This window comes from Pseudomonas brassicacearum subsp. neoaurantiaca (genome assembly GCF_013608025.1).
Lineage (GTDB): Bacteria > Pseudomonadota > Gammaproteobacteria > Pseudomonadales > Pseudomonadaceae > Aquipseudomonas.
In genome coordinates, this window is record NZ_VDLV01000026.1 from 62166 (window position 1) to 82142 (window position 19977).

Genomic DNA, 19977 nt, shown 5'->3' on the forward strand with positions numbered 1-19977 from the left:
TTGTTAAGCAGCTATGGATTGGATGCGCGCCGGGAGGCGAAATGAAGCGAGTTTTATTGTTGATTGTAAATGACCCTAAATACTTTTTATCGCATAGGTTGCCTATAGCTATAGAGGCGAGAGAAAAGGGATATGAGGTGCATGTGGCCAGTATCCAAAGTCCTGACGCGCAACGTATAGTTGATCTTGGTTTTGACTACCATACGATTTTGTTGGAAAGGGGGGGTATTAATCCGCTTCGTGAATTAAGCGCATTTTGGGGATTTGTTAAGCTGCTGTGGAAGTTGCGTCCGAATATTTTGCATTTGGTTACAACCAAGCCCGTTCTGTATGGCGGTATTGCGGCACGGGTGTCGCCTGTTGGTGGGGTCGTGTCAGCTATAGCTGGACTTGGCTCAGTTTATGTTGGTAGAGACCTTCGCTCAAGGAGTCTTGCTTCCATAATAAACGTTATGTATCGCCTTGCGCTGAAGGGCAAGAAAACACGGGTGATATTTCAGAATCCTTGCGATCGTGATTTAGTAGTGCAGATAAGCGGGATAAAAAATACCGATACGGTGTTAATAAAAGGATCTGGGGTTCTAATGGCATCATACCCGGATACTCCTGAGCCTAGTGGTCCTCTTGTTGTTACTTTTGCCGGTCGTTTTATACGAGATAAGGGTGTATATGAATTTATTGCCGCAGCGCGATTATTGAGGGTTAACTATCCGAATGTCGTATTTCAATTAGTAGGGGAGCTTGACAGCGGAAATCCAACCAGCCTTACAGAAGCCGAACTTGATTCGATTGTAGCTGAAAAAGTTGTACGATTATTGGGATATCAAACCGATATGGCGAGGGTTTTCTCGAGCTCCCATGTCGTGGTATTACCATCCTATCGTGAAGGACTACCTAAGGTTCTCATTGAGGCGGCAGCCTGCGCGAGAGCTGTCGTCACAACGGATGTGCCTGGGTGCAGAGATGCTATCATTGCCGATAAGACAGGGCTGCTTGTACCCGTAAGGGACCATCATGCTTTGGCATCCTCAATTGAGAATCTGCTCTTAAACGACGCTCTTAGGCTTAGTATGGGAAGGGCAGGACGAGAGCTCGCAATGTCTGAATTTACTATCGAGAAGGTTGTCAGTATACATATGGGTGTTTATGAGGCGATAGCATCAATGAGTGAGCGCTGAGGTGAAAACTAAAATCGTTGTTACCGGATCTACCGGCTTTGTAGGTAGGGCATTAGCCGAATGCCTGATTTCTCATTCCGAATACGAGCTGTTATTGCCCGTTAGGAAAAATGTGAGTTTTTTTTCCGATAATATTCAAGTGTTACTGCCGGATCAAAATATGTATGCTCGGCCTATTCCTCTTGCTAACGTTCAAACTGTGGTGCATTTAGCTGGTAGGGCACATATTTTAGCTGATCATGCCCAGGACCCGCTAGATGAGTTTCGTAAAATAAATGTCAAGGCTACTGTTGATTTGGCTCGGCAGTCCATCCTCGCAGGCGTTAAAAGATTTATATTTGTTAGCTCCATAGGTGTTAACGGTACGCAAACGATTGATGGCGCTTTTAACGAATCTTCAATACCTAATCCCTTGGCAGATTATGCAATTTCAAAATTGGAGGCTGAAAAGGCGTTGTGGGAACTGGTGAAGGGGAGTTCTATGGAGCTAGTTGTCATTCGTCCGCCCTTGGTTTACGCGGGACATGCTCCGGGCAATTTTAACCGTCTGCTGAAGTTGGTTTCGTTGGGACTGCCCTTGCCTTTTGCTTCTCTAAAGAATAGCAGGAGCATGATCGCGCTAGAAAATCTTGTAAGTTTTATTTGCCTATGCATAAAACACCCTTTTGCGGCTAATCAACTTTTTTTAATCGCCGATGCTTATCCGGTCTCCACGGCTGAAATTGTGACATTTCTTGCTGAAGGAATGGGTAGAAAAAGTCGTCTATTTCCTTTGGCGGACCCACTATTTCGGTTTGGAGCCATTATGCTTCGAAAGATGGCCGTTTATCACCAGCTATGTGGTTCATTAATTGTCGATGATAGAAAAGCTCGGGATTTGCTCGGTTGGGTTCCTCCACTTGAAATTACTGACGCTCTGCGTTTAGCCGGGCGAAACTACACTGAAAATAAGGGGTGATTGTGTTTGGGTTAAGAGTGAGTCATCGATGATAAGTCTATTTTTTCTGTTGGTAATTTTTCTTCTGTCTGTTTTCCTAACTTGGGTTATACGGAGGTACGCTATTAGTCGAAATGTCATCGATATACCAACAGCGCGTAGCTCGCACTCTAACCCCACGCCACGTGGAGGCGGTGTTGCAATAGTATTGACTTTTTTGTGTGGTTTACCTGTTTTATCTATTATGGGTTATTTATCTTGGTATTCGACTTTGACGTTTATGGGAGCAGGAGCAGGCGTTGCGATTCTTGGCTTCTTGGATGATCATGGTCATATCCCAGCTCGTTGGCGCCTACTAGGTCATTTTGCCGCAGCTGTATGGGCGATGTATTGGCTAGGGAAGATGCCGAGCGTTGTTTTTTTCGGGGCTGAGTTTGAGTTAGGTTGGCTAGGGACGTTCATGGTGGTTCTTTATTTGGTCTGGATGCTCAATCTTTATAATTTTATGGACGGCATTGATGGCATTGCCAGCGTCGAGGCCATTTTTGCGTGTCTAGGTGCTTGTTTACTTTATTCGCAGAGCGGTTTCGAATCACTGATTGTCGCTCCGCTAGTACTTGCCATGGCGGTGTCTGGCTTTCTATGCTGGAATTTTCCCCCTGCGCGTATTTTCATGGGAGATGCGGGCAGTGGGTTTCTTGGGATCATTCTCGGAATTCTGTCTTTACAGGCGGCGTCCGCTTCGCCAAAGCTCCTGTGGAGCTGGTTAATTTTGCTAGGTGTATTTATCGTTGACGCGACTTTCACCCTATTACGGCGCTTGATGCGCGGTGATAAGGTGTATGAGGCCCATCGCAGCCATGCCTACCAGTTTGCTTCGCGGCGCTATGGCAGCCACTTACCGGTTACGTTGGCAGTCGCGGCGATAAACCTCTTCTGGTTGCTGCCCCTTGCGGCGTCCGTTGTGCTTTGGGAGGTGGATGGGACGCTGGCCCTGATAGTTGCTTATGCACCCTTATTGGCTCTCGCAGCCTGTTTTCAGGCCGGCAAGCTTGAGAGAGTGTGATGGCAAAATAATTTCACCGCTTTTGTTCAAATCCAACCGACCGGCGTAAGGTTGTGTATTTGGTAATTTTTGCTTGGTTTAAGCAGCAGTCCAAGGTGCAGAAAAAATTATGGATAAATTGAGGACGGTCCTACTGGGGCTGCCAAGGCGCGATAAGCGGGTTATTCAGGTCATTATGGATATCATTCTGGTCTGGATTGCTCTGTGGCTGGCGTTTGTCGTGCGGCTTGGTGTCGAGGCCTTGATCGCTCCCATCAACACACACCTCTGGCTGTTCGTTTCTGCTCCGTTAGTCGCTATTCCAATTTTCATTCGCTTTGGCATGTACCGTGCGGTAATGCGTTATTTTGGTAACGATGCGCTGATCGCCATATGCAAAGCGGTTAGTCTCTCTGCGCTGTTGCTGGCGCTCGTGGTGTACTGGTACAGCAATCATAGGACTGTTGTCCCGCGCTCCATCATCTTCAATTATTGGTGGTTGAGCCTGATCATGATCGGCGGGCTTCGTCTCGTGATGCGCCAATACTTTCTGGGCGACTGGTTCACGGCCGCCCAACATGTCCCCTTCACCAATCGAGACGACGGCCTGCCCAAGGTTGCTATCTATGGCGCCGGCGCAGCAGGCAACCAGCTTGTCGCCGCGCTGCGTATGGGGCGAGTGATGCGACCGGTTGCGTTCATAGATGATGACAGCAGCATCGCCGACCGGGTCATCGCAGGGCTCCAGGTCTATCAACCCAACCACATTCAAAAAATGATCGACGCGACTGGCGCCCAGGAAATACTGCTCGCCATTCCTTCTTCATCACGTGGTCGACGTCGAGAAATCCTGACCCTGCTTGAAGGTTTCCCACTGCACGTTCGCAGCGTCCCGGGCTTCATGGATCTGGCCAGCGGCCGGGTTAAGGTGGACGACATCCAGGAAGTGGATATTGCGGACCTTCTAGGACGTGATGCGGTGCCGGCGCAACCTGATCTATTAGAGCATTGCATCACCGGCCAATCCGTTCTGGTCACCGGCGCTGGCGGTTCGATCGGTTCTGAGCTTTGTCGGCAGATCCTGGCATTGAAACCCACTACGCTGCTGCTTTTCGAGCACAGCGAATTTAATCTCTACAGTATTTTGTCCGAACTTGAGCCGCGGATTGCTCGGGAATCTCTATCTGTTCGCCTATTGCCGATCTTGGGTTCGGTTCGCAACCAAGAGAAACTGCTCGATGTGATGAAGACTTGGAATGTCGACACGGTCTACCACGCAGCGGCCTATAAGCACGTGCCAATGGTCGAGCACAACATCGCCGAAGGTGTCTTGAACAATGTAATCGGTACCCTGAACACTGCGCAGGCTGCATTGCAGGCGGGTGTGTCGAACTTTGTCTTGATCTCCACCGACAAGGCTGTACGCCCGACCAATGTAATGGGTAGCACCAAGCGGCTCGCTGAGCTGACGTTGCAAGCATTGAGTCGTGAATTGGCCCCGGTGCTGTTCGGTGACCAGGCCAACGTTTCACGAGTTAACAAGACTCGCTTCACTATGGTCCGCTTCGGTAACGTACTGGGCTCCTCCGGATCGGTTATTCCGCTGTTCCATAAGCAGATCAAATCCGGTGGGCCGTTGACCGTTACCCATCCCAAGATCACGCGATACTTCATGACTATCCCCGAAGCAGCCCAACTGGTGATTCAAGCCGGTTCCATGGGCTTGGGGGGAGATGTGTTTGTGCTGGACATGGGCGAGCCGGTGAAAATCGTTGAGCTGGCGGAGAAGATGATCCACTTGTCTGGCTTGAGCGTTCGGTCCGAGAAGAATCCGCACGGTGATATCTCAATCAAATTCACCGGCTTGCGCCCCGGCGAGAAGCTTTATGAGGAGTTGCTGATAGGCGACAACGTCGTTGCTACCCAGCATCCAATGATCATGAGCGCCAATGAAGACTTCCTGCCTTGGGACGTCCTCAAGCTAAGGCTGGCAGATTTACTCATCGCCATCGAAGAAGACGATTACGCACGAGTCCGTCAGTTGCTTCGCGACACCGTCAGTGGTTACGCCCCGGACGGAGAAATTGTTGACTGGATCTACCAGCAGCGTCATCTTGAGCCCTGATTGTTACATACTTCGTAACGTACACACTTTTGACAGCTCCACACCATCGCCTAAGTTTGGGAAGCAGCTTCGGAAAAGCTGCTTCTCTCTCAACGATGTCATGGAGCGTTACTTATGCGTACAGGCTATTTCTACTCGCTGATTTTTGCCTTCCTCACCAGCGCCTCGATTGCTGTTATTGCTGCCCCAGCGGTCAAGCCGGAGTCGGTTGCTTCGCCGTTGGCGGTGGAGCAGCCAGTGAAAACGCAAGGCGCCAAGGTGAATTTGAACGGGGCAGATGCCGCAACGTTGCAGCGCGAGCTGTCAGGGATAGGAAAGGGCAAGGCCGAGGCGATTGTTGCCTATCGGGAGAGTAATGGGCCTTTTTCGTCGGTAGACGAACTGCTTGAGGTTAAAGGCATTGGCAAGGCGATTCTCGATAGGAATCGTGACAAGCTGGAAGTGAATTGAGGGTTATTTAAGGGAGGCCAGTCGGATGACTGGCCTTTTTGCTATATCCAGTGAATGGAATTTGAGTTGGTCAGCGCCTTGTGGCATAGAAACTGATTACCTAATGCCAACTGATTGTTCAACAATCCAAGGCCCTCCATGACTAGCCCTCTCTCCCTAGCCGACCAAATCACCCTCGAACTCCGCGCCGACATCATCGGCGGCCGCCTAATCCCCGGCATGGCGCTGATCGAAAACAACCTGGTCTCAGCCTACAACGCTTCTCGCAACACCATTCGCGAAGCGTTACACCGTCTCGGTCAGGAGGGCTTGACCCGTTACGTGCGTAACAAAGGGGTCATGGTCCGCAGGTTGGGTGTCGACGACGTGCGGGACGTGTTCAAGGTCCGTCGCACCTTGGAGCTTCAGGCCATTCTCACCAGCAAGCCATTGAGCGAATACCAGTCCGACCGCATGCTCGAAGCGTTGGAAGCCGCCGAGCTGGCTCGCGAGCGCGAAGATTGGCGGGCGGTGGGCACCCACGGTCTGGCCTTCCATCAACACATCGTGGGGCTGATGCGCAGTCCCTTGCTCGATGAGTTCTTCACTAATGTGGTGGCGCAGCTGCGTTTGGTGTTTTGTTCCGCCCCCGATGAGGCACGTTTCCAGGCGCCGTGGCTTGCCCGTGACCGGAAAATCCACGATTTGCTGGCCGAAGGTAACAAGCGCGCTGCCCACGACGAGTTGAGCCTTTACCTCGACGATTCCGAGCAGTTGCTTCTGCATCTACTGACTCCCGCCAACCCTCACTGATCAAAGGACTCGCGCCATGTACAAAGACTACCCAGCCGCCTACCAGGTCAGCAAAGGCTCCGCCCTGCAAGTGGACAAACCCTTCTACGACCGCATCCGCACCGAGCAGGACAAGCGCACGCTGATCGAGCAGTTCGAAGTCCCAATCCGCACCGGCCGTGCCTGGCATGTGCCGGCCGGTCATGTCTTCCGTGTGACAACCCCGGTCGGTCCGCAAGTGGGGGACTTCAACGTCTGGAATGCCAACGATCCGCGGGAGCGCTTATGGGCGGCTCGTACTCGTCAGCTTCAAGGCGCTCATGTCAGCACCTATGATCGGTTGTGGTCGAACCTGCCATTCCTGCGGCCATTGGTAACGATCACCGATGACAGCTTGGCGGCTTACGGCATCGACGAACATGGCGGGCGCTTGCACGATTTGTTGGGGACGCGCTGTGACCCGTATGTGAACAAAATGCTGACCGGTGAGGATTTCCATCATCACTGCCACTCGAACCTGACCCGTGCGGTGTTGCCCCACGGCCTGACGGAGTTCGATGTGCATGACGTGTTGAATATCTTCCAGTGCACCGGGCTGAATCATGACGACATGTATTTCATGAAGGCTTGTCCGGCGCAGAAGGGCGATTACCTGGAGTTTTTTGCCGAGATTGATTTGTTGTGTGCGCTGTCGACTTGTCCTGGAGGGGATCTGTCGCTGGCGATGTGGGGCCCCGACGCACAGGATCCGTTAAGCGTTTGTCGTCCGCTGGGGGTGGAGATCTATCGGTTGGAGGATTCGTTGCTGGAAGGCTGGAGTCAGCCTGAGCGGGCGGCGTACAAGGGGCTGCATGGGTTGCATATTGCCAAGGCGGATTGGGAGAAGTAATACCGCAACGGCGCCAGCGGCCCTTGTGGCGAGGGGGCTTGCTCCCGCTGGGCTGCGGAGCGGCCCCAGATGCCTTGAACGCAATAGAGCTGACACGCCGCGGCAGCAGGGTTGGGGGCGCTTCGCGCCCCAGCGGGAGCAAGCTCCCTCGCCACGAAAAGCGGGTCAGCGATCCTTGGCCTCTTTCGCATCCATTTCCGCATTGCGCTCGGCAACACGCTTGCGCTGTTCGTCCGTCAGCTCAACCTTGTTGGCGGTGTCGCGCAGCATCATCAAACCACCCACGATCGAGCCGATGGCGACGATCAGGATTAACCAGGCATACCAGGGCATAGGGCTCTCCTTGAGGGGGCCGTGGCCAAGCGAGTCTTTCGCTGACCATGGCCCCTATCACTTATGAGCGAAGGCTGTTCGCAGTGGTTCCATACTACGCCCGTTATGCCGATATCACCTTATAGCCCGGTCAACATCGCATCGGCCGGAGCGTCTGCACGCAACTGCGCGGTCAGGACGAAATAGACGAAACCGACTGCCATGAAACCGAGGAATATCAGGCCGATCAGGGCATTGAACCAGGCCATCGCCACCAGGCACACCACCGCCAGGACCAAGGCGATGCCCGGCACGATCGGATAGCCCGGCGCGCGGAAGGTGCGTTCCAGGCTGGGCTCGGTTTTGCGCAACTTGAACAGGCTGAGCATGCTCATGATGTACATGACAATTGCGCCGAACACGGCCATGGTGATCATCGCGGCGGTGAGGGTCATGCCGCCGAGGTTGATCAGGCCGTCGCTGTAGATGGCGGCGATGCCGATCAGGCCGCCGGCGATGATGGCTCGGTGCGGAGTCTGGAAACGCGAGAGTTTGGCGAGGGAGGCGGGGAGGTAGCCGGCCCGGGCCAGGGCGAAGAACTGGCGCGAGTAGCCTAGGATGATGCCGTGGAAGCTCGCCACCAGGCCGAACAGGCCGATCCAGACGAGCATGTGCAGCCAGCCGGAGCTTTCACCGACCACGGCTTTCATGGCTTGGGGCAGCGGGTCGTTGATATTGGACAAGGTGCTCCAGTCACCCACGCCGCCAGCAAAGAACATCACGCCCATCGCCAGCACCACCAAAGTCAGGATGCCGCTGATGTAGGCCTTGGGGATCGTGCGTTTCGGGTCCTTGGCTTCTTCGGCGGCCATGGCCGCGCCTTCGATGGCGAGGAAGAACCAGATCGCGAAGGGGATCGCCGCGAACATCCCGGTAATGGCGGGTGCGCCGAACACGTCGGAGCCGGCCCAGCCGTTCAGGGCGAAGTTGCTGAAGCTGAAGGCGGGCGCGACCACGCCCATGAATACCAGCAACTCGGCGACGGCCAGTACGCAGACGATCAGCTCGAAGGTTGCGGCCAGTTTCACACCGAGGATGTTCAGGCCCATGAACACGATGTACGCGCCGACGGCGGCGTGTTTCGGGTCGAGCGCCGGAAATTGCACGTTCAGGTAGGCGCCGATGGCGAGCGCGATGGCGGGCGGTGCGAAGACGAATTCGATGAGGGTTGCCAGCCCGGCAATCAGGCCACCTTTCTCGCCAAAGGCCCGACGGCTGTAGGCGAACGGTCCGCCGGCGTGGGGAATGGCTGTGGTCAGTTCGGTGAAGCTGAAGATGAAGCAGGTGTACATGGCCGCGACCATGAATGACGTCACCAGAAAGCCCAGCGTGCCGGCGACGCCCCAGCCGTAGCTCCAGCCGAAGTACTCGCCGGATATCACCAGGCCGACAGCAATGCCCCATAAGTGCAGGGTGCCCAAGGTTGGTTTGAGTTGTGTATTCATGGTGGCTCCCCTCGATCCATAGCAAAAGCGCTCGGTAGGGGCAGTGCAGTGGGCGTGCCAGTGTGGTTTTGGCGGTCGTAATGGGTGAAATTGTGTCGTATAGGGATATTTTATCTTTGGTTGGGCATGCGAACGCCCCAATTCAGCGCTTCAATTCATTGTTTTTGATTCTCTTGCGCCCGCATATAGCGCTGGTTATAGCCACAGAGAAGGCCTTCAAAGGAAGGCCTGATTTTATCATTAAGTGTTCAAGCCCTACCTTCTTCCATCGACATTGGCTGGTATCCCATTATTCTCCACCTGCCACCTTAGCTAGGTATTGACCGTATTCAATCTTCCCAAAAAAGCGTGCACGCTCAAGCAAGCGTTCCCGACTAATCCAACCGTTGTCATAGGCAATCTCTTCAAGACAGGCAACTTTAAGACCTTGACGGTGCTCGATGGTTTGTACGTACTGTGAGGCATCAAGCAGGCTGTCATGAGTGCCGGTGTCGAGCCAGGCAAAGCCGCGACCGAAGCGCTCCACATGCAAATCACCGCGCCGAAGATAGGCATTGTTGATATCTGTGATCTCTAGCTCGCCACGCGCCGAGGGCTTGATGGTCTTGGCGATTTCAATCACGTCGTTATCGTAGAAGTACAAACCGGTAACCGCGTAGTTGGATTTCGGCTTTTGTGGTTTTTCTTCGATTGATAAGGCGCAACCCTTGCTATCGAAATCGATCACTCCGAAGCGCTCGGGATCTTTCACCCAATATCCAAATACAGTCGCGCCTGATGGGCGTTGGGCTGCCCGTTGTAGCAGCCCACCGAAATATGCGCCATGGAAGATGTTGTCTCCAAGAATCAGGCACACCGGATCAGTGCCGATAAACTCTTCACCAATCAGAAAGGCCTGGGCCAGACCATCCGGTGACGGTTGGATCGCATAACTGAGTTTCACCCCGAACTGGCTACCGTCCTGCAGCAGGTTGCGGTATTGCGGTAGATCCTGCGGTGTGGAGATAATCAATATTTCGTTAATGCCAGCCAACATCAATACGGATATTGGGTAGTAAATCATCGGTTTGTCATAAACCGGCAATAGCTGTTTCGACACACCTAGTGTAATGGGATGCAGGCGCGTGCCTGAGCCACCCGCCAATACGATGCCTTTCATTGTGCGAGCAGCTCCTTTTCATTTATGAATCCAAGGCGTTCGCCTTGATAACTGCCGTCTTGAACGCGACGGCACCATTCTAAGTTGTCCAGATACCATCCGACCGTTTTACGCAGCCCCGACTCAAAGGTTTCTTGCGGTACCCAGCCCAGTTCACGCTCGATTTTCCCGGCGTCGATAGCGTATCGCAGATCGTGGCCCGGACGGTCCTGCACGAAGGTTATCAGGTCTGCATAGTGCGCGATGCCTTCAGGCTTTTGCGGCGCGAGTTCTTCCAGCAATTGGCAGATTCCGCGAACAACATCGATGTTCTTTTGCTCGTTGTGCCCGCCAACGTTGTAGGTCTCGCCTACCTTCCCCTTTGTGACTACCTTGATCAGCGCCCGGGCATGGTCTTCAACGAACAGCCAATCACGAACCTGCATACCGTTGCCGTACACCGGTAGGGACTTGCCAGCCAAGGCGTTGAGGATGACAAGCGGAATGAGCTTCTCCGGGAAATGGAATGGCCCATAATTATTTGAACAATTGGTTAGTAGGACGGGCAGGCCGTATGTGCGATGCCAGGCGCGAACCAGATGATCGGAGGCTGCTTTGCTGGCCGAATAGGGCGAGCTAGGAGCATAGGAGGTGGTTTCCGTGAACAAGTCATCAACGCCGTGCAGGTCGCCATAGACCTCGTCGGTGGAGATGTGGTGAAAGCGAAAGGCAGTTTTTTCCGACTCGGACAGCGATTGCCAATATGCACGGGTTGCTTCTAGCAAGCTGTACGTGCCGACGATGTTGGTCTGGATGAAATCCGATGGCCCGTCAATAGAGCGATCAACATGGGATTCTGCAGCTAGATGCATGACCGCTTGCGGTTGAAAACGGGCTAGCACAGCGCTGACGGTTGACTGATCAACGATATCGGCCTGAACGAATTCATAGCGGCTGTTGCTGGCAACACTGACGAGCGATTCGAGATTGCCAGCGTACGTCAGTTTGTCCAGATTGAGGACCGTATGGTCAGAATGGCCAATCAGCTCGCGGATCAAGGCAGAGCCAATGAAACCGGCACCGCCGGTGATAAGAATACGCATGTGTGCTCAACCTTCTTCAGAAATATTGCATAGCTTGTCGACAGGAGCCGAGTACTGCAATAGAAGTGTCGATCCGACCAGGGGAGCAAGCCAAGCGCACGCGAAAGGGGCTTACGCTGTAGGAGCGTCTCGGGCCTCTTCGCGAGCAGGCTCGCTCCCACAAAGGACCTTCAACAATCTCCGCCTGTTTTTTACAGATTCTTTATTCCCTATCCCCACCCTCAATCTCGCACCTTTACACCCTCCCTACCGACAATTGCTCCACACACGGCACGACGCCGTACCACGGAGAAATCCCATGAGTGTTCTGGACGGGGTGTCGCTGCTGCTGGCAGTGGCGCTGTTCATTTATCTGTTGGTTGCGCTGTTGCGCGCGGACCGGGGTTAGGAGCGGCTATGCACGGTTATGACTACGGGCTGATCCTCGGCTTTTTCGCGCTGGTGTTGATTCCAGCGCCGTTCCTGGGGCGGTTTTACTATCGGGTGATGGAGGGCCAGCGTACCTGGCTGTCGCCGATCCTCGGTCCTCTAGAGCGCGGCTGTTACAAGGTAGCTGGCGTCGATCCGAGCACAGAGCAGAGTTGGCAGAAATACACCCTGGCCTTGCTCGCCTTCAACCTGGCGGGTTTCGCCTTGTTGTTCGCCGTGCTCCTGTTACAGGGGCATTTGCCGCTCAACACTGAAAACCTGCCCGGCATGGAATGGACCCAGGCGTTCAACACGGCGGTCAGTTTCATGACCAACACAAACTGGCAGTCCTACAGCGGCGAAGCGTCCCTCAGTTACTTGAGCCAGATGATCGGCCTGACCGTGCAGAATTTCGTCAGCGCCGCCACGGGCCTGGCCGTGCTGGTTGCGCTGTGCCGTGGGATCGGGCGCAAATCCGCCACGACCTTGGGCAATTTCTGGGTCGACATGACCCGTGCCACGCTCTATGGGTTGTTGCCGCTGTGCCTGTTGCTGGCGTTGTTCCTGGTCTGGCAGGGCGTGCCGCAGACCTTCGCGCATTATGTGCATGGGGTGACGATGCAGGGCGTGGATCAGGTGATTCCGCTCGGCCCGGCGGCCAGCCAGATTGCGATCAAGCAACTGGGCACCAACGGCGGCGGTTTCTTCGGCGTCAATTCGGCGCACCCGTTCGAGAACCCGACCGCTTGGACCAATCTCTTCGAAGTCGCGTCGATCATCCTGATCCCGGCGGCGCTGGTGTTCACCTTCAGTCATTACGTCAAGGATCTGCGCCAGAGCCGGGCGATTATCGCCTGCATGCTGGCCTTGTTCCTGATCGGCGGGGCGACGTCGTTGTGGGCTGAATATCAACCCAATCCAGCCCTCGACGACGCAGCCGTCGAACAAACTGCGCCACTGGAAGGCAAGGAGGCACGCTTCGGCACCACCGCCACGGTGCTCTGGTCAGTGACGACCACGGCGGCGTCCAACGGCTCGGTCAACGCCATGCACGACAGCCTCAATCCGCTGAGCGGGATGGTGGCGCTGATGAACATGATGGTCGGCGAAGTGATCTTCGGCGGCGTCGGCGCCGGACTCTACGGGATGCTGCTGAACGTGTTGATCGCGGTGTTTCTCGCGGGGTTGATGATCGGTCGCACGCCGGAATACCTCGGTAAGAAGCTCGGCGCCCGGGAAGTGCAGTTGCTGGTGGTGACGCTGCTGGTGATGCCGGTGAGCGTGCTGGTGCTCGGTGCTGTTGCCGCGAGCCTGCCCGGCCCTGCGGCGGCGGTGAGCAACCCTGGCGCCCACGGTTTCAGCCAATTGCTTTACGCCTACACCTCGGCGGGGGCAAACAACGGTTCGGCGTTCGCCGGCTTCGGCGCCAACACGCCGTTTCACAACCTGATGCTCGGCCTGGGCATGTTGATCGGTCGTTTCGGCTACATCCTGCCGGTGCTGGCGTTGGCTGGCAGCCTGGCCCTGAAGAAAACCGCGCCCATCGGCCAGAACAGCTTTCCCACCCATGGCCCGCTGTTCGTGACGCTGTTGACCGTGACCATCCTGTTGGTGGGCGGCTTGACCTTCCTGCCGACCCTGGCCCTCGGCCCGATCGCCGAACACCTGAGCCTGGGTTTCTGAGGATTTGATGATGAACATGCCAATGAGCAAGACCGTCGTCGCCAAGGCGCCGGAGCAAGCCAAAACCAATCTGTCAGCCCTGTGGCGGCCAGCGCTGGTGCAAGCTTTCGTCAAGCTTGACCCGCGCCAGTTGCACCGTGCGCCGGTGATGCTGGTGGTGGAGCTCACCGCGATCCTCACCACCGTGCTGTGCCTGGTTCCCGATAGCGCGGTGCCGACTTTCGTGGCCGCGCAAATCGCCCTGTGGCTGTGGTTCACCGTGTTGTTCGCCAATTTCGCCGAAGCCTTGGCCGAGGGGCGCGGCAAGGCCCGTGCCGACAGTCTCAAGGCCGGCAGCGAAGGCTTGAGCGCCCGTCGCCAGACCGCGGACGGCTTTGAGGTGGTGCCCGCCACCCGCCTGCGCAAGGGCGATGTCGTACGGATCGAGGCAGGGGAGATGATCCCCGGTGACGGCGAAGTGATCGAAGGCATTGCGGCGGTCAATGAAGCCGCGATTACCGGGGAATCGGCGCCGGTGATCCGTGAGTCCGGCGGCGATCGCTCGGCGGTCACCGGCAACACGCGGCTGGTCTCCGACTGGCTGCTGGTGCGCATCACCAGCAATCCCGGCGAGTCCACCCTGGACCGCATGATCGCCCTGGTTGAAGGCGCCAAACGCCAGAAGACCCCGAACGAAGTGGCGCTGGATATCCTGCTGATCGGCCTGACGCTGATCTTCCTGCTGGTGGTGGTGACGCTGCAGCCGTTCGCCCACTTTGCCAATGGCAGCCTGCCGCTGGTGTTCCTGGTGGCGCTGTTGGTGACGTTGATCCCCACCACCATCGGCGGATTGCTGTCGGCCATCGGCATCGCCGGGATGGACCGCCTGGTGCGCTTGAACGTGATCGCCAAGTCCGGCCGGGCGGTGGAGGCGGCAGGGGATGTGCACGTGCTGATGCTGGACAAGACCGGCACGATCACCTTTGGCAATCGCCGCTGTGCCGCGGTCTATGCGGCCCCAGGCGTAAGCGCCAAGGCGTTGGCCGAAGGCGCCTTGTTCGCCTCCCTGGCTGATGACACGGCCGAGGGCAAGTCCATCGTAGAATACCTGCGCGGGTTGCATCCGCAGGCCGAACCCGCTCTGGACGCGCTGACCGCCGTGCCCTTCAGCGCCGAAACCCGTTTGTCCGGCGTGGATTATCAAGGACGCGTCTATCGCAAGGGCGCGGTGGATTCCCTGTTGAGTTTCATCGGCCTGCCCCGTGACGGGCTGCCCACCGCACTGGCGCGGGAAGTCGACAAGATCGCCCAGAGCGGCGGCACGCCGTTGCTGGTCTGCGTGGACGGCAAACTGCTCGGTGCCATCCACCTCAAGGACGTGGTCAAGCCCGGTATCCGCGAGCGCTTTGCCGAGCTGCGCAAGCTGGGCATCCGCACGGTGATGGTCACCGGCGACAACCCGCTCACTGCCGCCGCGATTGCCGCCGAAGCGGGCGTGGATGATGTGCTGGCCGAGGCCACGCCGGAGAAAAAACTGGCGCGCATCCGCCATGAGCAGAACGATGGCCGACTGGTCGCCATGTGCGGCGACGGCGCCAACGACGCTCCGGCCCTGGCCCAGGCCGATGTGGGCATGGCGATGAACGACGGCACCCAGGCCGCGCGCGAGGCGGCCAACATGGTCGACCTCGACAGCGACCCGACCAAGTTGCTGGATGTGGTGCAGATCGGCAAGGAACTGTTGGTGACCCGTGGCGCGCTGACCACCTTCTCCATCGCCAATGACATCGCCAAATACTTCGCGATCCTGCCGGCGCTGTTCGCCTCGATCTATCCGCAGCTCGGTGTGCTGAACGTCATGCACCTGCAGAGCCCGCAAAGCGCGATCCTCTCGGCGATTGTGTTCAACGCGCTGATCATCGTCGTGCTGATCCCCCTGGCCCTGCGCGGCGTGCGGGTGCAGGCTGCGAGCGCGGCGGCCTTGCTGCGGCGCAACCTGCTGATCTACGGCCTGGGCGGGATCGCGGTGCCGTTCGTGGGGATCAAGGCGATCGATCTGTTATTGACGGGTCTGCACTTGGTTTAAAAAACGGGAAATTTGGACAGGAGCGCTTTTGTGGCGAGGGAGCTTGCTCCCGCTGGGCTGCGCAGCAGCCCCCAAAAAAGCTGAATGCAATGCACCTGACACACCGAGGTCGCAGGTTTGGGTCTGCTTCGCAGCCCAGCGGGAGCAAGCTCCCTCGCCACGGTGTGTACATCTGAGGATCTAGAAAAATGTTCACCCTGATTCGCCCGGCCTTGAGCCTGTTGTTACTAATGACGCTGCTCACCGGCGTCGCCTACCCATTGCTTGTCACCGGCGTGGCGCAAGTTGCCTTCCCGGACCAGGCCAACGGCAGCCTGATCCACGATGCCGACGGCAAGGTCCGCGGCTCCCGGCTGATCGCCCAGGATTTCACCGGCGATGGCTGGTTCCATCCGCGCCCCTCGGCGGGCGCCTTCGCCACGGTGGCCAGCGGCGCGAGCAATCTTTCGCCCAGCAACCCGGCACTGGCCGCCCGTGTGATCGAGGACGCCCACAAGCTGCAAGTCGCCAATCAGGGCCCGGTGCCGCTGGCGCTGTTGACCAGCTCCGGCAGCGGGCTGGATCCGCACTTGCCTCCGGCGGCGATTGCCTATCAACTGGCGCGTGTCGCCGCCGCCAGGAATGTGCCGGTGTCGACGTTGCAGCAGTTGATTGACGACAACACCGAGCGGCCCTTGGTGGGCCCGCCGGTGGTGAATGTGCTGGCGCTGAACATGGCCCTGGAAAAAATGTAGAAACCTGTGGGAGCGAGCTTGCTCGCGATAGCGGTGGGTCAGTCAATGACAGTGGCGGCTGAACGACCGCCATCGCGAGCAAGCTCGCTCCCACAAAGGTTCAATTCCATTCCTGAAACAAGAGACATAGCATGAGCGACGCCGGCCGCGCCGATGCACTGTTAGCCAACCTGCCGCGCCACGACCGTGGCCGTCTCAAGGTCTTCCTGGGCGCCGCTCCGGGCGTCGGCAAGACCTACGCCATGCTGCAAGCGGCCCACACCCGGTTGCGCCAAGGCACGGACGTCATCGCCGGGGTCGTCGAAACCCACGGGCGCGCCGAGACCGAAGCGCTGTTGAATGGCCTGGCGCAGCAGCCATTGGTACGTTCGGAATATCGCGGCGTGATGATCGAGGAAATGGACCTCGACGGGCTCCTGTCGGCGCGCCCGAGCCTGGCGCTGGTGGATGAACTGGCCCACAGCAACGCGCCCGGCAGTCGCCACGCCAAGCGTTGGCAAGACATCCAGGAACTGCTCGCCGCTGGCATCGACGTCTACACCACGGTCAACGTCCAGCACTTGGAAAGTCTCAATGATCAGGTGCGCGGCATCACCGGCGTGCAGGTGCGCGAGACGTTGCCGGATTGGGTGCTGCAGGAAGCCGATGAGCTGTTGTTGATCGACCTGCCACCGCGCGAGCTGCTGGAGCGCTTGCGCGACGGCAAGGTCTACGTGCCGGAACAGGCGCGGGCCGCGATCGATGCGTTTTTCTCCCAGACCAACCTGACCGCCCTGCGCGAACTGGCCATGCAGACCGCCGCTGCGCAGGTAGATAACGATCTGGCCCAGGGCTATCGACAACTGGGCCAGTCGGCGCCGGCGGTACAGGGGCGGCTGTTGGTGGGCGTGGACGGCGACGTGCAGGCTGAACGGCTGGTGCGCCACGCCAGTCGTGTCGCCCAGCGCCGGCATCTGCCCTGGAGCGTGGTGCATGTGGATAACGGCGCGGCACGGGACGAGGCATCGCGCCAACGCCTGCAAAACGCCCAGCAATTGGCTGAAAGGCTCGGCGGGGAAGTGGTGCTGCTGCGAGCTGGCGAAGTCGCCAAGACCTTGATCCAACACGCCAGGCAACGTCGCGCGACATTGCTGCTGGTGGGCCAGTCCCGGCCACGCCTGCGCCGAAACCTGTTTGGCGGTGGCCTCGCGTCGCGCTTGCTGCGCAACGCCCGAGGCCTGGAAATCAACGTGCTGGACAGCGATGAGTCGCCGCCACCCACCCGCCAGCGTGCAGGTTCCGTCCAGACCGGTTTCGACTATGCGCTGGCGCTGGTGGCGACGGTGGTGGCCAGCGCCTTGGCCTGGGGGATATCCGGGCTGCTGGCGTTGCCCAACATTTCCCTGGTGTTTCTGATGGCGGTGTTGCTGGTGGCGGTGCGCAGCAGCCTCGGCCCGGCGCTGGCCTGTGCGGCGCTGTCGTTCCTGGCCTATGACTTCCTGTTCATTCCGCCGAATTTTTCCCTGACGATTCAACGCGAAGAGGACGTGCTGACATTGGTGTTCTTCCTGCTGATGGCGGCTTTGACCGGCAATCTCGCGGCCCGTCAGCGGCGCCAGTTGCAGGCGCTGCGCGACACCCAGCAGGAAACCGGCGAGCTGCTCGACTTGTCACGCAAACTGACCGCCGCGACCGATCGCCAGGCGGTGATCAGCGCCGCCGTGCTCCATCTCAACAGCGAGTACGACTTGCAACTGTGCCTGCTCAATCGGGACGGCCCGGCTGGCTGGAAAGTCGAGACCCCCGAACCGCTGACGTTCAACGAGGCCGAGCGCGCCGCCGCCGACTGGTCGTGGCAACACGATCAGCCGGCCGGCGCCGGTACCGCGACGCTGCCGTCCGGGCGTTGGTGGTGGTGGCCTTTGTCGGCGGAGGGCGGGCCGCTGGGGTTGCTCGGCGTCTGCACGAAAGACGGCAAGCCGCTCAGCGATCAACGCCGGCGATTACTCGCGGCCCTCAGTCAGCCATTGGCCCAGGCCCTGGCCCGGGCCCAACTGGCGCAGGATCTGGAAGCGGCGCGCCTGCATGGCGAAACCGAACAATTGCGCAGCGCCTTGCTTGCCTCCGTCTCCCATGATCTGCGCACGCCGCTGACCTCCATGCGCGGCAGCATCGACAGTTTGTTGGCGTTGGGCGAAGCGATTCCGATCGCGGACCGTCGCGAACTGCTCGAAGGCACTCGCGACGAGGCCGAGCGGCTGGATCGCTATATCCAGAATCTGCTCGACATGACGCGCCTTGGCCACGGCGCCCTGAAGCTGGCGCGAGACTGGGTGTCGCCGGCCGACATTGTCGGCAGTGCCCTGAACCGCTTGCGCGCGGTGCTGGCGCCACTGGCGGTCAGCGTCGAAGTGCCGGCCGGCTTGCCGTTGCTGTATGTCCATGCCGCACTGATCGAACAGGCCTTGGTCAACGTGCTGGAAAACGCCGCACGGTTTTCCCCAGCCCACGGCAGATTACTGCTCAGTGCCGAAGCGACGACAGACGAAATCCTCTTCGCCGTGGCGGATGAGGGGCCAGGTATTCCCGAACAGGAGCGCGAGAAGATTTTCGACATGTTCTACACCGCTGCCCGGGGCGATCGAGGCGGGCAGGGCACCGGGCTGGGATTGGCGATCTGCCAGGGCATGGTCGGTGCCCATGGCGGGCGGATCAGCGTCGCTGATGGCCTCGATGGCCGCGGCACTTGCATCACCTTGCACCTGCCCTTGCAGGCACAACCGGGCATGGACGATGAAGCCTGACCGGCGCTGCGTTATGCTCTCGCGACTTGATTGTGATGAACGGAACCCATGAGCCAGAGCGCGACCCTTTTGGTCATCGATGACGAACCGCAGATTCGCAAGTTCTTGCGCATCAGCCTGGCCTCCCAAGGCTACAAGGTGCTCGAAGCCGAGACGGGCGCCGAGGGCCTGGCCCAGGCGGCGTTGAACAAGCCCGATCTGCTGGTGCTCGACCTGGGCTTGCCGGACATGGACGGCCAGCAAGTGCTGCGCGAATTTCGCCAATGGTCGGCGGTGCCCGTGCTGGTCCTGTCGGTACGCGCCAGCGAAGCGCAGAAAGTCGAGGCGCTGGACAATGGCGCCAATGACTACGTGACCAAGCCATTCGGCATTCAGGAGTTCCTCGCCCGCGTGCGTGCGCTACTGCGCCAGGCGCCGGCAGGCGAGGCACCGCCAGCGGCACTGACGTTGGGGCCGCTGACGGTGGACCTGGCTTATCGCCGAGTCCTGCTGGACGGCGCCGAAGTGGCCCTGACCCGCAAGGAATACGCGGTGCTGGCACAGTTGGCGCGGCATCCCGGACGCGTCATCACCCAGCAGCAATTGCTCAAGGACATCTGGGGCCCGACCCACGTTGAAGACAGCCACTACCTGCGCATCGTGGTCGGTCACCTGCGCCAGAAACTGGCCGACGACCCGACCCGGCCTCGGTTTATCGTGACTGAAGCGGGGGTGGGGTATCGGTTGTTGGAGGAGGGTGCTTGATTTAACGCTTTTGTGGCGAGGGAGCTTGCTCCCGCTGGGCTGCGAAGCAGCCCCAAAAAGCTTCAGAGATGATTTTTGCCTGACACATCTGATATTCAGGTTTTAGT

Annotated in this window: 17 protein-coding genes; 13 read left to right on the forward strand and 4 right to left on the reverse strand. The window is 58.1% G+C overall.

Annotated features, from left to right (window positions below; translation table 11 throughout):
- Positions 1 to 41: 41 nt before the first annotated feature.
- The 7 genes from FHK92_RS15595 to FHK92_RS15625 all read left to right on the forward strand — a co-directional run bounded on the left by FHK92_RS15595 (position 42) and on the right by FHK92_RS15625 (position 7395).
- Complete coding sequence (locus FHK92_RS15595) at positions 42 to 1178, forward strand: glycosyltransferase family 4 protein (RefSeq protein WP_181288849.1); 1137 nt, start codon at positions 42 to 44, stop codon at positions 1176 to 1178.
- Position 1179: 1 nt separating this feature from the next.
- Positions 1180 to 2136 carry an NAD-dependent epimerase/dehydratase family protein gene (locus FHK92_RS15600; RefSeq protein ID WP_181288850.1) on the forward strand — a complete coding sequence of 319 codons (957 nt, stop codon included), beginning with the start codon at positions 1180 to 1182 and terminating at the stop codon, positions 2134 to 2136.
- 28 nt (positions 2137 to 2164) lie between these two features.
- Positions 2165 to 3181, forward strand: coding sequence for an MraY family glycosyltransferase (locus FHK92_RS15605; RefSeq protein WP_181288851.1), 1017 nt, complete (start codon positions 2165 to 2167; stop codon positions 3179 to 3181).
- Between the two features lie 106 nt (positions 3182 to 3287).
- Complete coding sequence (locus FHK92_RS15610) at positions 3288 to 5285, forward strand: polysaccharide biosynthesis protein (RefSeq protein ID WP_181288868.1); 1998 nt, start codon at positions 3288 to 3290, stop codon at positions 5283 to 5285.
- Between the two features lie 114 nt (positions 5286 to 5399).
- Entirely contained in the window at positions 5400 to 5735 is a 336-nt protein-coding gene (locus FHK92_RS15615) for a ComEA family DNA-binding protein (protein ID WP_181288852.1), read from the forward strand.
- A gap of 138 nt (positions 5736 to 5873) precedes the next feature.
- The gene (locus FHK92_RS15620; protein ID WP_181288853.1) at positions 5874 to 6527 is read left to right on the forward strand and encodes a GntR family transcriptional regulator; all 654 of its coding nucleotides are present in this window, start codon (positions 5874 to 5876) and stop codon (positions 6525 to 6527) included.
- A 16-nt stretch (positions 6528 to 6543) separates the two neighbouring features.
- On the forward strand, positions 6544 to 7395 hold the full coding sequence (locus FHK92_RS15625) for an urea carboxylase-associated family protein (RefSeq protein WP_181288854.1): 852 nt from the start codon (positions 6544 to 6546) through the stop codon (positions 7393 to 7395).
- 165 nt (positions 7396 to 7560) lie between these two features.
- Here FHK92_RS15625 and FHK92_RS15630 read toward each other — a convergent pair whose 3' ends face one another.
- The 4 genes from FHK92_RS15630 to rfbB all read right to left on the reverse strand — a co-directional run bounded on the left by FHK92_RS15630 (position 7561) and on the right by rfbB (position 11453).
- Positions 7561 to 7728, reverse strand: coding sequence for a DUF2897 family protein (locus FHK92_RS15630; RefSeq protein WP_003183831.1), 168 nt, complete (start codon positions 7726 to 7728; stop codon positions 7561 to 7563).
- Between the two features lie 119 nt (positions 7729 to 7847).
- A complete protein-coding gene (eat, locus tag FHK92_RS15635; RefSeq protein WP_181288855.1) occupies positions 7848 to 9212 on the reverse strand; it encodes an ethanolamine permease in 1365 nt (454 codons plus the stop codon).
- 289 nt (positions 9213 to 9501) lie between these two features.
- On the reverse strand, positions 9502 to 10371 hold the full coding sequence (gene rfbA / locus FHK92_RS15640; RefSeq protein ID WP_181288856.1) for a glucose-1-phosphate thymidylyltransferase RfbA: 870 nt from the start codon (positions 10369 to 10371) through the stop codon (positions 9502 to 9504).
- Complete coding sequence (rfbB, locus tag FHK92_RS15645; protein WP_181288857.1) at positions 10368 to 11453, reverse strand: dTDP-glucose 4,6-dehydratase; 1086 nt, start codon at positions 11451 to 11453, stop codon at positions 10368 to 10370. The genes rfbA and rfbB overlap by 4 nt, the downstream gene beginning before the upstream one ends.
- A gap of 298 nt (positions 11454 to 11751) precedes the next feature.
- On the opposite strand from rfbB, the gene kdpF reads away from it, so the two are divergent.
- The 6 genes from kdpF (at position 11752) to FHK92_RS15675 (ending at position 19870) form a co-directional block, all read left to right on the forward strand.
- On the forward strand, positions 11752 to 11841 hold the full coding sequence (gene kdpF, locus FHK92_RS15650) for a K(+)-transporting ATPase subunit F (RefSeq protein ID WP_032863112.1): 90 nt from the start codon (positions 11752 to 11754) through the stop codon (positions 11839 to 11841).
- An 8-nt stretch (positions 11842 to 11849) separates the two neighbouring features.
- Positions 11850 to 13544 (forward strand): potassium-transporting ATPase subunit KdpA, encoded by a 1695-nt coding sequence (gene kdpA / locus FHK92_RS15655; protein WP_181288858.1) that lies wholly within the window; start codon positions 11850 to 11852, stop codon positions 13542 to 13544.
- A 10-nt stretch (positions 13545 to 13554) separates the two neighbouring features.
- Positions 13555 to 15609 carry a potassium-transporting ATPase subunit KdpB gene (kdpB, locus tag FHK92_RS15660; protein WP_181288859.1) on the forward strand — a complete coding sequence of 685 codons (2055 nt, stop codon included), beginning with the start codon at positions 13555 to 13557 and terminating at the stop codon, positions 15607 to 15609.
- A gap of 188 nt (positions 15610 to 15797) precedes the next feature.
- Positions 15798 to 16343, forward strand: coding sequence for a potassium-transporting ATPase subunit KdpC (gene kdpC, locus FHK92_RS15665; RefSeq protein WP_181288860.1), 546 nt, complete (start codon positions 15798 to 15800; stop codon positions 16341 to 16343).
- Between the two features lie 131 nt (positions 16344 to 16474).
- Positions 16475 to 19126 carry a sensor histidine kinase gene (locus FHK92_RS15670; protein WP_181288861.1) on the forward strand — a complete coding sequence of 884 codons (2652 nt, stop codon included), beginning with the start codon at positions 16475 to 16477 and terminating at the stop codon, positions 19124 to 19126.
- A gap of 48 nt (positions 19127 to 19174) precedes the next feature.
- On the forward strand, positions 19175 to 19870 hold the full coding sequence (locus FHK92_RS15675) for a response regulator (RefSeq protein WP_181288862.1): 696 nt from the start codon (positions 19175 to 19177) through the stop codon (positions 19868 to 19870).
- Positions 19871 to 19977: the final 107 nt, after the last annotated feature.

Coding starts and splice junctions, on each gene's coding strand:
- FHK92_RS15595 (WP_181288849.1), top strand. CDS start 42: ATGAAGCGAGTTTTATTGTTGATTGTAAATGACCCTAAATACTTTTTA.
- FHK92_RS15605 (WP_181288851.1), top strand. CDS start 2,165: ATGATAAGTCTATTTTTTCTGTTGGTAATTTTTCTTCTGTCTGTTTTC.
- FHK92_RS15615 (WP_181288852.1), top strand. CDS start 5,400: ATGCGTACAGGCTATTTCTACTCGCTGATTTTTGCCTTCCTCACCAGC.
- FHK92_RS15620 (WP_181288853.1), top strand. CDS start 5,874: ATGACTAGCCCTCTCTCCCTAGCCGACCAAATCACCCTCGAACTCCGC.
- FHK92_RS15625 (WP_181288854.1), top strand. CDS start 6,544: ATGTACAAAGACTACCCAGCCGCCTACCAGGTCAGCAAAGGCTCCGCC.
- FHK92_RS15630 (WP_003183831.1), bottom strand. CDS start 7,728: ATGCCCTGGTATGCCTGGTTAATCCTGATCGTCGCCATCGGCTCGATC.
- eat (WP_181288855.1), bottom strand. CDS start 9,212: ATGAATACACAACTCAAACCAACCTTGGGCACCCTGCACTTATGGGGC.
- rfbA (WP_181288856.1), bottom strand. CDS start 10,371: ATGAAAGGCATCGTATTGGCGGGTGGCTCAGGCACGCGCCTGCATCCC.
- rfbB (WP_181288857.1), bottom strand. CDS start 11,453: ATGCGTATTCTTATCACCGGCGGTGCCGGTTTCATTGGCTCTGCCTTG.
- kdpF (WP_032863112.1), top strand. CDS start 11,752: ATGAGTGTTCTGGACGGGGTGTCGCTGCTGCTGGCAGTGGCGCTGTTC.
- kdpA (WP_181288858.1), top strand. CDS start 11,850: ATGCACGGTTATGACTACGGGCTGATCCTCGGCTTTTTCGCGCTGGTG.
- kdpB (WP_181288859.1), top strand. CDS start 13,555: ATGAACATGCCAATGAGCAAGACCGTCGTCGCCAAGGCGCCGGAGCAA.
- kdpC (WP_181288860.1), top strand. CDS start 15,798: ATGTTCACCCTGATTCGCCCGGCCTTGAGCCTGTTGTTACTAATGACG.
- FHK92_RS15670 (WP_181288861.1), top strand. CDS start 16,475: ATGAGCGACGCCGGCCGCGCCGATGCACTGTTAGCCAACCTGCCGCGC.
- FHK92_RS15675 (WP_181288862.1), top strand. CDS start 19,175: ATGAGCCAGAGCGCGACCCTTTTGGTCATCGATGACGAACCGCAGATT.